At 72.9% G+C, this 12,457-nt stretch carries 12 protein-coding genes; 4 read left to right on the top strand and 8 right to left on the bottom strand.

The features are described 5' to 3' along the window. Positions 1-222: 222 nt before the first annotated feature. Positions 223-1,254 carry a LysR family transcriptional regulator gene (locus tag AB0C96_RS42685; protein ID WP_362925652.1) on the top strand — a complete coding sequence of 344 codons (1,032 nt, stop codon included), beginning with the start codon at positions 223-225 and terminating at the stop codon, positions 1,252-1,254. 28 nt (positions 1,255-1,282) lie between these two features. Here AB0C96_RS42685 and AB0C96_RS42680 read toward each other — a convergent pair whose 3' ends face one another. Further along, positions 1,283-2,593: an MFS transporter gene (locus AB0C96_RS42680; RefSeq protein WP_362925654.1), complete on the bottom strand. Its 1,311-nt coding sequence runs from the start codon at positions 2,591-2,593 to the stop codon at positions 1,283-1,285. A gap of 111 nt (positions 2,594-2,704) precedes the next feature. Continuing rightward, positions 2,705-3,976 carry a DUF1343 domain-containing protein gene (locus tag AB0C96_RS42675; protein ID WP_362925651.1) on the bottom strand — a complete coding sequence of 424 codons (1,272 nt, stop codon included), beginning with the start codon at positions 3,974-3,976 and terminating at the stop codon, positions 2,705-2,707. Positions 3,977-4,186: 210 nt separating this feature from the next. Here AB0C96_RS42675 and AB0C96_RS42670 point away from each other — a divergent pair, with 210 nt between their 5' ends. The 3 genes from AB0C96_RS42670 (at position 4,187) to AB0C96_RS42660 (ending at position 7,379) form a co-directional block, all read left to right on the top strand. After that, positions 4,187-4,957 carry an SDR family oxidoreductase gene (locus AB0C96_RS42670; protein WP_362925650.1) on the top strand — a complete coding sequence of 257 codons (771 nt, stop codon included), beginning with the start codon at positions 4,187-4,189 and terminating at the stop codon, positions 4,955-4,957. A 115-nt stretch (positions 4,958-5,072) separates the two neighbouring features. Beyond that, entirely contained in the window at positions 5,073-6,734 is a 1,662-nt protein-coding gene (locus AB0C96_RS42665) for an AMP-binding protein (RefSeq protein ID WP_362925648.1), read from the top strand. 27 nt (positions 6,735-6,761) lie between these two features. Beyond that, entirely contained in the window at positions 6,762-7,379 is a 618-nt protein-coding gene (locus AB0C96_RS42660) for a TetR/AcrR family transcriptional regulator (RefSeq protein ID WP_362925646.1), read from the top strand. 81 nt (positions 7,380-7,460) lie between these two features. On the opposite strand, the gene AB0C96_RS42655 is transcribed toward AB0C96_RS42660, so the two are convergent. From AB0C96_RS42655 to AB0C96_RS42630, 6 genes are all read right to left on the bottom strand, one after another. Continuing rightward, positions 7,461-8,675 (bottom strand): acyl-CoA dehydrogenase family protein, encoded by a 1,215-nt coding sequence (locus tag AB0C96_RS42655; protein WP_362925644.1) that lies wholly within the window; start codon positions 8,673-8,675, stop codon positions 7,461-7,463. A 7-nt stretch (positions 8,676-8,682) separates the two neighbouring features. Then, on the bottom strand, positions 8,683-9,705 hold the full coding sequence (locus tag AB0C96_RS42650) for a phosphotransferase family protein (protein WP_362925642.1): 1,023 nt from the start codon (positions 9,703-9,705) through the stop codon (positions 8,683-8,685). A gap of 171 nt (positions 9,706-9,876) precedes the next feature. Continuing rightward, positions 9,877-10,833, bottom strand: coding sequence for an MBL fold metallo-hydrolase (locus tag AB0C96_RS42645; RefSeq protein WP_362925640.1), 957 nt, complete (start codon positions 10,831-10,833; stop codon positions 9,877-9,879). Between the two features lie 69 nt (positions 10,834-10,902). After that, entirely contained in the window at positions 10,903-11,265 is a 363-nt protein-coding gene (locus tag AB0C96_RS42640) for a DUF202 domain-containing protein (protein ID WP_362925638.1), read from the bottom strand. Positions 11,266-11,268: 3 nt separating this feature from the next. After that, on the bottom strand, positions 11,269-11,679 hold the full coding sequence (locus tag AB0C96_RS42635) for a DUF202 domain-containing protein (protein ID WP_362925636.1): 411 nt from the start codon (positions 11,677-11,679) through the stop codon (positions 11,269-11,271). Positions 11,680-11,722: 43 nt separating this feature from the next. Then, positions 11,723-12,250 (bottom strand): NUDIX domain-containing protein, encoded by a 528-nt coding sequence (locus AB0C96_RS42630; protein ID WP_362925634.1) that lies wholly within the window; start codon positions 12,248-12,250, stop codon positions 11,723-11,725. Positions 12,251-12,457 lie beyond the last annotated feature (207 nt).

The raw sequence follows: 12,457 nt of genomic DNA, 5'->3' as shown, positions 1-12,457 counted from the left end.
AGCTTCCGTCGCCCTTGCCCCGTCCGCTCCTTGCGGATCTCGAAGTCCATCGCACCCCTTGAGCTGGGGTGTTGCAACGACTCCTAGAACCCAAGCACCGCACCCGGGGCCCCGGCGCGCGGTGCGCGGTGTGCCCGGAGGGGAACGGCCGGCGGCCGCCCGTTCCCCGGGGGTTATGCTGCACAGCCTGAATTCCGGGCGTGGGAAGGCGAGTAGGGGCGCATGGCTGTGTCAGGTCCGTCAGGTCCGCAGCAATACCCGACGGAGCTGCTGGATACCACCATGGACCAGCTGCGCACGCTGATCGTCGTCCACGAGGCGGGCACCGCGCTGGCGGCCGCGCGCCGGCTGGGCCGCGAACAGTCCAGCGTGCAGAAGCAGCTGGACACCCTCAACCGCACCTTCGCCGCGCTGTGCGGCGAGGAGCTGGTCCTCAAGCAGGGCCGCGGCCGGGACGCCCTGTTCACCGCGACCGGCGAGGCGCTGGTCGAGCTGGCGCGCCGGACGCTCGGCGACTGGTCGGACGGGGTGCACGACGCCCGCCGCCGGCTCGGCCGCACCCTGTCGGTCGGCACCACCCGCTACACCCTCGGATTCCTGCTGGACGCGGCGGAACGCGTCAGCGACAGCTACACACGCGACGGCGTCGAGCTCAAGGTCACCCACGTCCGCACCGCCGACCTCTTCACCAAACTGCGCACCAAGGAACTCGACCTGGTCTGCGGCAGCGTCGTGGTCACCGAAGCCGACGAGGCGGAGCTGCTGGCTCCGTACGAGGTCATGGAGTGGCGGCGCAGCGGCCTGTCCCTGCTGACGAACCTGCCGCCGGAGCGGCTCCCCGGCACCTCCTTCCGCGCCCGGGAGCTGCCGGGCCTGCCGCTGGTGGTCTCGGCCCGCGGCCTCATCGGCCGCTTCCTGACCTGCTGGTACGGCCCGGACTACCGGCAACGGCTGTCCGTGGCGGCCGAGATCGAGGCCGCGCACTACGGCTTCGAGCTGCTGCGGTCCGGGCTGGTGAGCGGGGCGATGCTGGTCACCCGCGGTATCGGCGAGGCCGCCGCGGACGGCCGCCTCCCGGAGGCCGGCGGGCTGCGCACCCTGGAGATCGTGGGGGACGTCGGCCCCCGGACCGAGGTGCTGGTCGGGGTCTTCACCCGGCGCGGCGAGCGGGCCTCCGCCCCGCCCGGCCACCCCCTCAACCTCCTGTGGGAGGCGCTGTCGCAGGAGAGCGAACGCTGGTGGTTCAGATCGTGAGCGCCCGGCCGGCGGCACCGGCGGGGCGTCAGAGCAGCTCCCGCTCCCGGGTCTCCGGCAGCGCCAGGACGCACACCACCGAGACCACCGCCATCGCCGTGACGTACCAGCCCACCGACGCCGAACCGAACTCCGCCTGAAGCCGGGTGGCGACCAGCGGGGCGACCGCGCCGCCCAGCACCCCGCCCAGGTTGTAGGCGAGCGAGGCGCCGGAGTAGCGCACCGTGGCGCCGAACAGCTCCGGCAGGTACGCGCCCATCGGTCCGTACACCACGCCCATGCAGAACAGCGCACCGCCGATGGCCAGGGCGATCAGCACGGGGCGGCCGGTGTCCAACAGCGGGAAGAGCACCAGCCCCCACAGCGCCGCCAGGCCACCGCCCGCCAGCACCAGCCGGCGGCGGCCGACGCCGTCGGAGCGGGTGGCGGCGAGCCAGGTGCCGGCCGCCAGGAAGAGGCAGGCGACGAGGGAGAGTCCCAGCATGGTGTTGCGGGAGACGCCCAGGGTTCCGGTGGCGTAGGCGAGGCAGTAGGTGGTGGCGGTGTAGAAGAGGCCGTACGCGACGATCATGCCGCCCGCGCCAAGCAGCAGTTCCCGCGGATGCCGGCGCAGCACGTCGACGGCGGGCACCCGGCTGGTGTCGTGGGTGTCCATCACCTTCGCGAACACCGGTGTCTCGCTGATCCTCAGCCGTACGAACAGGCCGACGCCGACCAGCAGGAAGGACAGCAGGAACGGCACCCGCCAGCCCCACGACCGGAACGCGGCGTCGTCCAGCGCGGACGACAGCAGCCAGAACACCCCGGTCGCCGCGAAGAACCCGACGGACGGCCCGAGTTGCGGGAAGGCCGCGTACAGTCCCCGGCGCCTGCGCGGCGCGTGCTCGACCGCCAGCAGCGCCGCCCCGCCCCACTCGCCGCCCAACCCGATGCCCTGGAGGAACCGCAGGCCGATCAGCAGCAGCGGCGCCCAGACGCCCCAGCTGTCGTACCCCGGCAGCAACCCCACCAGCGCCGTGGACAGCCCCATCAGCAACAGCGAGGCGACCAGTACCGACTTGCGGCCCACCCGGTCCCCGAAGTGCCCGAAGACCACCGACCCCAGCGGCCGCGCGGCGAACGCCACCGCATAGGTGGAGAAGGACGCCAGGGTCGCGTTGACCGGGTCGAGGGTCGGGAAGAACGCCTGGTTGAGGACGAGCGCGGCGGCCGTCCCGTAGATGTAGAAGTCGTAGAACTCGATGGCCGTCCCGATGAACGAGGCCACCGCCACCCGCCGGAGGCTCTCACCCCCGCCGTCCCCGCCGGCCCCGCCGTCCCGGGCCGGCGCACCGGCCACTGTGCTCTGCGCTGCTGTCGCGTCACTGTTCACCAGCGCACTTTCCTGGTCGGTGTACGGGGCAGTCAAGTGCCGAACTGGCCTGTCCCGTCCCCTGAGATGGGCCGGTGTCTAGGCGTACCGCAGGTACTGCCGACGCAGCGCGCGGAACTGCCGCAGCCCCTCCTGCCAGGCGTCGACGATCTCGTCCGGCTCCGCGCCGGCGTCGATCATCGTGCGGACGGTCGACGAGCCGGTGAGCCGGTCGATGCCGTGGTCCGGGCGCCAGGCGAAGCCGTGCCAGACCCGTCTGGCGGTGACCAGCAGGCCGATGCCGGTGCGGACCGGGTCGAAGGACCCCCGGTCGTGGACGTGGAGTTGGACGCCGCCGATGGTCCTGCCCTGGAACTTGGAGAAGGTGGGCGCGAAGTAGGCCTCCCTGAAGTGCACGCCGGGCAGCCCGAGTTCCTCGGCGGCCGCGGCCCAGCGGTGGTCGATGCCGTCGGCGCCGAGCAGTTCGAAGGGGCGGGTGGTGCCGCGGCCCTCGGAGAGGTTGGTGCCCTCGAAGAGGCAGGTGCCGGAGTAGACCAGGGCGGTGTCCGGGGTGGGCATGTTGGGGCTCGGGGGGACCCAGGGCAGGCCCGTCGCGTCGTGGAAGTCACCCCGGTGCCAGCCGGTCATCCGGACGGTCTCCAGCTCGACCGGGCGCCCGGCGACCCGCGGCACGAACTCGCCGTTGAACAGCAGCGCCAGCTCCGCCACCGTCATGCCGTGCGCCTGCGCGATCGGCTCCCGGCCGACGAAGGAGGCGTACGCCCTGTCCAGGACCGGGCCGCTGGCGAAGCGGCCGGTGACCGGGTTGGGGCGGTCGAGGACCACGAAGTCCTTGCCGGCCAGGACGGCCGCCACCATGCAGTCGTAGAGCGTCCAGATGTAGGTGTAGAAGCGGGCGCCGACGTCCTGGATGTCGAAGACGACGGTGTCCACGCCGGAGGCGGTGAAGACGTCGGCGAGCTCCCGGCCGCTCTTGTCGTAGGTGTCGTAGACCGGCAGTCCGGTCGCCGGGTCGTCGTAGCGGCCCTCGGAGCCGCCGGCCTGCGCGGTGCCGCGGAAGCCGTGTTCGGGACCGAAGACGGCGACCAGCCGCACCCGGTCGTCGGCGTGCATCACGTCCACGATGTGCTGTACGTCCTCGGTCACGCCGGTGGGGTTGGTGACGACGCCGACCCGGCGGCCCGCAAGGAGCCGGTAGCCGTCGGCGGCCAGCCGGTCGAAGCCGGTGTGCACCCGCCGGCCGCCGCCGGGCGTCGGCGCCGCCCCGGCGGGCCCGGCGGCGGTCAGGGCCGTGCCGGCCGCTCCGGCCGCCGCCAGCTGCCCCAGCAGTACGCGTCTCGACAGGGCCATCCGCACACCTCCGTGATCAGAGAATCCATCGGGTACGTGTGGTGCGCACGCTAACGCGCCGGACGGCGGTGCGGAACGGGGCCCGCGGCGGCGGTGGGGGTACCTCCCGCGCGAGCGGAGCCGAGAGTGGGGGAGCACCCTTCCCCTTCCACATACCGACTGGTTAGTCTGCCGTTGAGTCGAACCCATGCGACCGAGGGAGACCCAGCAGTGGAAGCCGTACGGGACAAGACCGTCGTCGTGACCGGGGCGGGCGGGGGGATCGGCGCCGCCCTGGCCCGCCGGTTCGCCACCGAGGGCGCCCGGGTCGTGGTCAACGACCTCGACGAGGGGAAGGCGAAGCGGACCGCCGACGAGATCGGGGCGGTCGCGGTGCCCGGCGACGCCTCCGTCGTCGTCCCGGCCGCCCGCGAGGCGCTCGGCGGCCGCATCGACGTGTTCTGCGCCAACGCCGGCGTCGGCACCGGCGGCGGCCCGGACGCGCCCGAAGACGCCTGGGCGCTGGCCTGGGACGTCAATGTCATGGCCCACGTCCGGGCGGCCCGCGAGCTGCTGCCGGAGTGGCTGGCCCGCGGCAGCGGACGGTTCGTCTCCACCGTCTCCGCCGCGGGCCTGCTCACCATGGTCGCCGCGGCCCCGTACAGCGTCACCAAGCACGGCGCGTACGCCTTCGCCGAGTGGCTCTCGCTGACCTACCGGCACCGCGGCATCGACGTGCACGCCATCTGCCCCCAGGGCGTGCGCACCGACATGCTGGCCGCCACCGGGGCGGCCGGGGACCTCGTCCTCACCCCCACGGCCGTCGAGCCCGAGGACGTCGCCGACGCGCTGTTCGCGGCGATGGCCGAGGGCCGCTTCCTGGTGCTGCCGCACCCGGAGGTCGCCGACTTCTACACCGCCCGCGCCGCCGACCCCGACCGCTGGCTCGGCGCCATGAACCACCTCCAGCAGAAGCTGGAGCAGGCCGAGGGCCGCCCCTGACCGCTCGCCCGGCGGGGATGGCGTACCGGCCGGGCCGGAACCGCCACCCCCGCCGCACCCCGGCCGTCCCCCCGCAGGCATGATCCGGCGAACAGGAAGAAAGGGCCGCACCCCGATGACCTCCTACCAGGACAAGCCGTGGCTGGCACAGCTCACCGACGCCCAGCGCGCCCCCGTCCAGCCGCCCCCCTCGACGCTGCACGCCTTCCGGTCCGCGGTCCGCGCCGCCCCCGACCGGACGGCGCTCGCCTACTTCGACGGCCGGCTGTCCTACGCCGAGACCGACGCGCTCTCCGACGGCATCGCCGCCCACCTCTCCGCGCACGGTTTCCACCGCGGCGACCGGGCCGCGGTGATGCTCCAGAACACCCCGCACTTCGTCCTCGCGGTGCTCGGGGTCTGGAAGGCGGGCGGTGTGGTCGTCCCCGCCAACCCCATGTACAAGTCCGCCGAGATGCGGCACATCCTCACGGACGCCGAGGTCACCGCCGTCATCTGCGCCGACCGCAGCTGGCAGGGCTTCCTGCGCGCCACCGCCGCCGAGGTGAAGTCCGTACGGATCGCGCTCACCGCCTGCGAACGCCAGCTACAGACCCGTGACGACGCCCGGGTACTGCCCGGCGAGGCGCTCGGCCCGCAGCCGGACGCCGAGGACCTGCTCGCCGTCGCCCGCACCGCGGGCAGGATCCGCGCGGTGCCCACCGACCCGGAGCTCACCGCCGACGACATCGCCCTGATCAGCTACACCTCCGGCACCAGCGGCACCCCCAAGGGCGCCACCAACACCCACGGCAACATCAGCTTCACCGCCGAACGCCAGCGCCTCGGCCTCGGCCTGCCCGAGGGCGCCGGCTACTTCGCACTCGCCCCGCTCTTCCACATCACCGGCCTGGTCTGCGAACTCGCCGCCTGCCTGGCGAACGCCGGCACCCTCGCCCTCGCCTACCGCTTCGACGCGGGCGTCGTCCTCGACGCCTTCCTGGAGCACCGCCCCGCCTTCACGGTCGGCCCCTCCACCGCCTACATGGCGCTGATGGCCCACCCCGACGTCACCCCCGACCACTTCGCGTCCTTCGCGACGATGTCCTCCGGCGGCGCACCGCTGCCGCCCGCCCTGGTCGAGACGTTCCACGCCGGCTTCGGCCCCTACCTCCACAACGGCTACGGCCTGACCGAGTGCACCGCGCCCTGCGCCAGCGTCCCACCCGGCCGGCGGGCACCGGTCGACACGGTCTCCGGCACGCTCGCGGTCGGCGTGCCCGGCCCGGACACCGTCGTCCGGATCGTCGACGACCACGGTCAGGACGTGCCGTTCGGCGAACAGGGCGAGATCGCGGTGCGCGGCCCCCAGGTCGTCCCCGGCTACTGGCGCCGCCCCGACGCCACCGCCGAGGCCTTCCCGGACGGCGAACTGCGCACCGGCGACATCGGCTTCATGGACACCGACGGCTGGCTCTACGTCGTCGACCGCAAGAAGGACATGATCAACGCCTCCGGCTTCAAGGTGTGGCCCCGCGAGGTCGAGGACGTGCTCTACACCCACCCCGCGGTCCGCGAGGCGGCGGTCGTCGGCGTGCCCGACCCCTACCGCGGCGAGACCGTCAAGGCCTACGTCAGCCTGCGCCCGGGTCCGGCCCCCCAACCCGCCGAGCTGGCCGCGTACTGCAAGGAACGGCTCGCGGCGTACAAATATCCCCGTGAGGTGGAGATCCTGGCAGAACTCCCCAAGACCACGAGTGGCAAGATCCTCCGACGGGAGCTGCGCCACCGCGCATGACGTACGCACAAAGGACAGGTGAGGGCGATGGCCGGCACGAAGGACGGCAACGGCAACGGCAACGGCAGCGGCGGCGCGAAGCCGGTGGCCCGGCGACTGCTGGCCACCGCCACCCGGCTCTTCGCCGAGCAGGGTTACGACCGCACCTCGGTCCAGGAGATCGTTGACGCGGCGGGCGTCACCAAGGGCGCCCTGTACCACTACTTCGGCTCCAAGGACGACCTGCTGCACGAGGTGTACGGCCGGGTGCTGCGCCTCCAGCAGGAGCGGCTGGACCACTTCGCGGACGCCGACGCACCGGTGGAGCAGCGCCTGCGGGACGCCGCCGCCGACGTCGTCGTCACCACCATCGAGAACCTCGACGACACCAAGATCTTCTTCCGCTCGATGCACCACCTCGGCCCGGAGAAGGACAAGCAGGTGCGCGCCGAACGGCGGCGTTACCACGAGCGCTTCCGGGCCCTGATCGAGGAGGGGCAGCGGACCGGGGTGTTCGCCGCCGACGTGCCCGCGGACCTCGTCGTCGACTACCACTTCGGCTCCGTGCACCACCTGGGCACGTGGTACCGCGAGGACGGGCCGCTCAGCCCACAGCAGGTGGCCGACCACCTGGCGGACCTGCTGATGCGGGCCCTGCGGCCCTGACACCGCCCCGGACGGGCACGAGCCCCGCGACCGACACCCGGCCGCGGGGCCCGCGCCCCTCCACGGGCCCCACGACGGGCCCTAGAGGTACTGCTTCAACTCCCGCCGCGCCAGCGACCGCTGGTGCACCTCGTCCGGACCGTCCGCCAGGCGCAGCGTCCGCGCCGCGGCCCACAGCTCGGCCAACGGGAAGTCCTGGCTGACCCCGCCCGCGCCGTGCACCTGGACCGCCTTGTCGAGGATGTCCACGACCGTGCGCGGGGTGGCGATCTTGATGGACTGGATCTCGGTGTGCGCGCCCTTGTTGCCGACGGTGTCCATCAGCCAGGCCGTCTTCAGCACCAGCAGCCGCAGCTGCTCCACCGCCACCCGGGCGTCCGCGATCCACTCCTGGACCACGCCCTGCTGCGCCAGCGGCTTGCCGAACGCCGTACGGGCCACCGCACGCCGGCACATCAGCTCGATGGCACGCTCGGCCATGCCGATCAGCCGCATGCAGTGGTGGATCCGGCCGGGGCCGAGCCGGGCCTGGGCGATGCCGAAGCCGCCGCCCTCCTCACCGATCAGGTTGCCCACCGGCACCCGGACGTCGTGGAAGAGCACCTCGGCGTGCCCGCCGTGGTAGTGGTCCTCGTAGCCGTAGACCTGCATGGCGCGCCGGACCTCCAGGCCCGGGGTGTCGCGCGGCACCAGGACCATCGACTGCTGGCGGCGGATGTCCGCGCCCTCCGGGTCGGTCTTGCCCATCACGATGAAGATCCGGCACAGCGGGTTCATCGCCCCGGAGATGTACCACTTCCGGCCGTTGATGACGTAGTCGTCGCCGTCCCGCTCGATCCGGGTCTCGATGTTGGTGGCGTCCGACGAGGCCACCTCCGGCTCGGTCATCGCGAACGCCGACCGGATCTCGCCGGCCAACAGCGGCTCCAGCCACTGCTTCTGCTGCGCCGCGCTGCCGAACTCCGTCAGCACCTCCATGTTGCCGGTGTCCGGCGCCGCACAGTTCAGCGCGGTGGGCGCCAACTGCGGGCTGCGGCCGGTGATCTCGGCCAGCGGCGCGTACTGGAGGTTGGTCAGCCCCGCGCCGTGCTCCGGGTCCGGGAGGAACAGGTTCCACAGCCCCTGCCGGCGGGCCTCGGCCTTCAGCTCCTCGACGATCGCCGGGGTGTCCCAGGGCGAGGCGAGGGCCGAGCGCTGCTCGTGGGCGACCTGCTCGGCCGGGTACACATGCTCGTCCATGAACGTCAGCAGCCGCTCGCGCAGCTCCTCGGTCCGGGCGTCGAATGCGAAGTCCATGGGTGCCTCAGCCTTCCTTGAGGGTGGTGAGTCCGCGGTCGATGAAGACGGGGACGAGCTCGCCGATCCGGTCGAACCCGGCGCCGACCGTCTGGCCGAGCGTGAAGCGGTAGTGGATGCCTTCGAGGATCACCGCGAGCTTGAACCAGGCGAAGGCCGTGTACCAGGCGATGGACGAGGTGTCCCGGCCGGAGCGGGCGGCGTAGCGCTCGATCAGCTCGTCGGGGGAGGGGTGGCCCGGCGCGCCGCTGGTGGTGCTGACCGGCGACCGGGGCAACTCCAGGTCCGCGCTGTACATCGCGAGCAGCCCGAGGTCGGTCAGCGGATCGCCGAGCGTGGACATCTCCCAGTCCAGCACGGCCGTGATGGTGTCGTCGGCGCCGACCAGGACGTTGTCCAGGCGGTAGTCGCCGTGCACCACGGCCGGCGCGGGGGAGGCCGGCAGCGCCCGGCCGAGCGCCTGGTGCAGCTCGTCGATCCCGGGCAGCTCACGGTTCCTGGACGCCGCCAACTGCTTGCCCCAGCGCCGCAGCTGGCGCTCCAGGAAGCCGTCGGGGCGCCCGAAGTCGGCCAGGCCCACCGCCTGCGGGTCCACCGCGTGCAGCTCGACGAGCGTGTCGACCAGCGAGAGCACCACCTGCCGGGTGCGGTCCGGCCCGAGCGCGGCCAGCTGCCCGGCGGTGCGGTACGGCACGCCCTCCACCAGCTCCATCACATAGAAGGGCGCACCGATGACCGCCTCGTCCTCGCACAGCAGCAGCGCCTCGGGCACCGGCACCGGGGTCGGGTGCAGTGCGCTGATGACGCGGTGCTCGCGCCGCATGTCGTGCGCGGTGGCCAGGACGTGGCCGAGCGGCGGACGGCGCAGGACCCAGTGGGAGTCGCCGTCGGTGATCCGGTAGGTGAGGTTGGACCGGCCGCCCTCGATCAGCTCGCCGCGCAGCGGTCCGCGCACCAGCCCCGGCCGCTCCCGGTCCAGATACTCCCTCAAGGGTTCCGGATCGAGGCCCGGGGTGTTGCCCTCGCTCATCGTGCTCCTCCGTACGGATGGGACGGTCCATCGGTCGGTCCATCGGGCGGTCGCTTCCCCGATCATGCCGACTAGTCGGTATGGCGTCCAGTGCCGCTCCGTGGGGCGTGGGTCACGCGGTGGTTCGAGCGAGGGTTTTCCGCCGTCCGGAACGGGGCGTTCCGCCGCCGCTCAGGCGTGGCAGGCCACCGGCACCCCGCCGTTCATCACCGTCATGTCGCCGAACCCCACGAGCGGGTCGAGCGGGGCACCCGGCGCCGCACCGTCCAGCTCCGCGTACGCCCGGTGCAGATTCGCCACCAGCCGCTCGCTCTCCGCCAGCTCCGCGAAGGGGCCGAGATCCGCCGCCTGCGCGGTCTGCAACGGGGTGCGCCCGGCCGCCCGGCCCTCCTGCGCCAGCCGGCCGACGAACGTCAGATACCGCTCGATGCCGTCGTACACCTCAGGACCGGTCACCGGACCGTGCCCCGGCACCACGACGGCGGCGTCCAGCGAACGCAAGCGCTCCACCGCGCGCAGCGAGCCGGACAGCGACCCCATGAACACGAACGGCGTGCCGCCGTTGAAGACCAGGTCGCCGGCGAAGACGATGCGCTGCCGGGGCAGCCAGACGAGGGTGTCACCGGGGGTGTGCGCTACGCCCGGGTGGATCAGCCGGACCTCGATCCCGCCGACGTACAGCGTCAGTTCGTCGCGGTAGGTGAGGGTCGGCGGGGTGATCCGGATGTCGCCGTACTCCACCTGCGGCCACACCGCGTGCAGTTGGTGCCCGGCGGCCAGCACCTCGCGGCGGCAGGCCTCATGGCCGATGACCGTCGCCTCGGGCGTGAACACACCGTTGCCGTAGGTGTGGTCGCCGTGATGGTGGGTGTTGACCACCGTGCGGGGCGTCGGCGCCCCGCTCTCCGCGATCCGACGGCGCAGCAGCCGCGCCCGGCGCTCGGTGGCGGCGGTGTCCACGACCAGGGTGGCGTCCCCGTCGGTGACGAAGCCGGCGTTGTTCAGACACCAGCCGCCGTCCGGCTGGACGAAGGCGTGTACACCGGCGGCGAGTTCGGTGAGGTACGGCTCGGGCAACTGCCCCGGCGTTCCCCGCCCCTGTCCGGCCGGTGCTGATGTGTCGCCCATGCGGCGCCCCTCCCATACGTGATGTCCCGTCACCCCACCCTAAGAGACGCCACCGACCGCGGCGCGGCCTCACCGCCCCGGCAGCACCGCGACCACCACACCGCACAGCGCCAGCGCCAGCGTGCAGCCCACCACCAGCAGCGCGGTCCGTGGCCCCATCCCGGGCGGCCGGCCGCCGGCCATCGCCCGCATCCTGTGGTGCGCCAGGGCCACGAAGCCGATCCACAGCAGCCCCGTCAGCGCCGCCACCACCAGCTCCACCGGCCCCGGGGCGCCGCCCTTCAGCAGTTGCCGCCCGGCCAGCATCGCCACCACCGTGGCGGACAGCGTGGTACGCCGCCACGCCAGCCGGGTCCGCTCCGGCTGAAGCCCCGGGTCCCGGTCCGCCGCCGGCCTCGGCCCGGGCCCGCCCGGCCGCGCTCCGCCCGCCATCGGCTACCCGGTCCAGCCCACCAGCACCAGCACCACCACCGCGACCGCCAGCAGCCCCACGGCCAGCGCCAGCACCGTGGGGAACCGGGACACCGGCAGGTCCTCGCCGCGCCGCATCGCCTGTTCGCAGCGCACCCAGTGGTTGACCGCCCGCAGCGCACACAGCGCCCCGCCGGCCAGCAGCACCACGGTGAACGCCAGCCGGACCCCCTCGTGCAGCCGGGGCAGGAACTGGTCCACCGCGAACCCACCGCCGACCAGCGCCAGTCCGGTGCGCAGCCAGGCGAGGAAGGTCCGCTCATTGGCGAGCGAGAACCGGTAGTCGGGGGTGGTGCCCTCCGCGCGGACCCGCGCGGGCGAGAACCACAGCCGTACGGCCGCGACGCTCGACCGCAGTCCGTCCGTGACGCTCATGGCCGAAACCCTACCGGCCGGCCCGGCGCACGGCCCGGCCGCATCAGACCTCCCCCGACTCCCGGCGGGCCAGCAGCTCCCGGTACGCAGCCATCCCGTCCGGCGTCCACGGCCACTCGTCGAGCCGCCGGATCAGCTCCTCCTCCGTCAGGAACGCGTACCAGTCGATCTCCTCCCGCTGCGGATCCACCGGCAGGGTGCAGCGCACCTGGTAGACCGCGGACCACCAGGTGTGCTCGGCCGTCTCGTAGAGGAACTTGAACAGCGGCTCGGGCTGCTGGAGCCCCCGCACCCCCAGCTCCTCCTCCGCCTCCCGCAGCGCCGCCCGGTCATAGCTCTCCCCGGCGCCGACCACCCCGCCCACGAACATGTCGTAGTGCGAGGGGAACACCAGCTTGTCCGGAGTCCGCCGGTGCACGAAGATCCGCTCCTCGGCGTCCCGGACCAGGATGAAGGAACAGCGGGTACGCATCCTCCGGGCATAGCTCTCCCCGCGCGGGGCCTGCCCCACGACCTGGTCGTTCTCGTCGACAACGTCCAGGATTTCGTCCTCGTTGGCCATGGGGGTCATTCTTCCCCCGTGGCCTTGGCGGCCGGTGTTCTCCGCACGTCTTTGGCTTTCTCTGCGTGGCCTGGCGGCCGGCGCTCCCCCCACGTTGTCGGCTTTCCCGCCGTGGTGGTTGCTCGCCGTTGCGCCTGCGGCGGGCGTTGTGTGTCGGGTGCGGTGCCGCTCCTCCGGACTTCGTCCTGCGGCGCGGCCCCTCCCGTGAGTGGGGGT

This window comes from Streptomyces sp. NPDC048506, assembly GCF_040651315.1.
In the GTDB taxonomy this organism is placed as follows: Bacteria; Actinomycetota; Actinomycetes; order Streptomycetales; family Streptomycetaceae; genus Streptomyces.
This window is presented reverse-complemented; position numbering and strand designations above follow the sequence as displayed.

What these genes read in the sequence shown, in the direction of transcription:
- AB0C96_RS42685 (WP_362925652.1), top strand. Translation starts at nt 223, where the DNA reads ATGGCTGTGTCAGGTCCGTCAGGTCCGCAGCAATACCCGACGGAGCTG.
- AB0C96_RS42675 (WP_362925651.1), bottom strand. Translation starts at nt 3,976, where the DNA reads ATGGCCCTGTCGAGACGCGTACTGCTGGGGCAGCTGGCGGCGGCCGGA.
- AB0C96_RS42665 (WP_362925648.1), top strand. Translation starts at nt 5,073, where the DNA reads ATGACCTCCTACCAGGACAAGCCGTGGCTGGCACAGCTCACCGACGCC.
- AB0C96_RS42635 (WP_362925636.1), bottom strand. Translation starts at nt 11,679, where the DNA reads ATGAGCGTCACGGACGGACTGCGGTCGAGCGTCGCGGCCGTACGGCTG.
- AB0C96_RS42645 (WP_362925640.1), bottom strand. Translation starts at nt 10,833, where the DNA reads ATGGGCGACACATCAGCACCGGCCGGACAGGGGCGGGGAACGCCGGGG.
- AB0C96_RS42650 (WP_362925642.1), bottom strand. Translation starts at nt 9,705, where the DNA reads ATGAGCGAGGGCAACACCCCGGGCCTCGATCCGGAACCCTTGAGGGAG.
- AB0C96_RS42655 (WP_362925644.1), bottom strand. Translation starts at nt 8,675, where the DNA reads ATGGACTTCGCATTCGACGCCCGGACCGAGGAGCTGCGCGAGCGGCTG.
- AB0C96_RS42640 (WP_362925638.1), bottom strand. Translation starts at nt 11,265, where the DNA reads ATGGCGGGCGGAGCGCGGCCGGGCGGGCCCGGGCCGAGGCCGGCGGCG.
- AB0C96_RS42660 (WP_362925646.1), top strand. Translation starts at nt 6,762, where the DNA reads ATGGCCGGCACGAAGGACGGCAACGGCAACGGCAACGGCAGCGGCGGC.
- AB0C96_RS42630 (WP_362925634.1), bottom strand. Translation starts at nt 12,250, where the DNA reads ATGACCCCCATGGCCAACGAGGACGAAATCCTGGACGTTGTCGACGAG.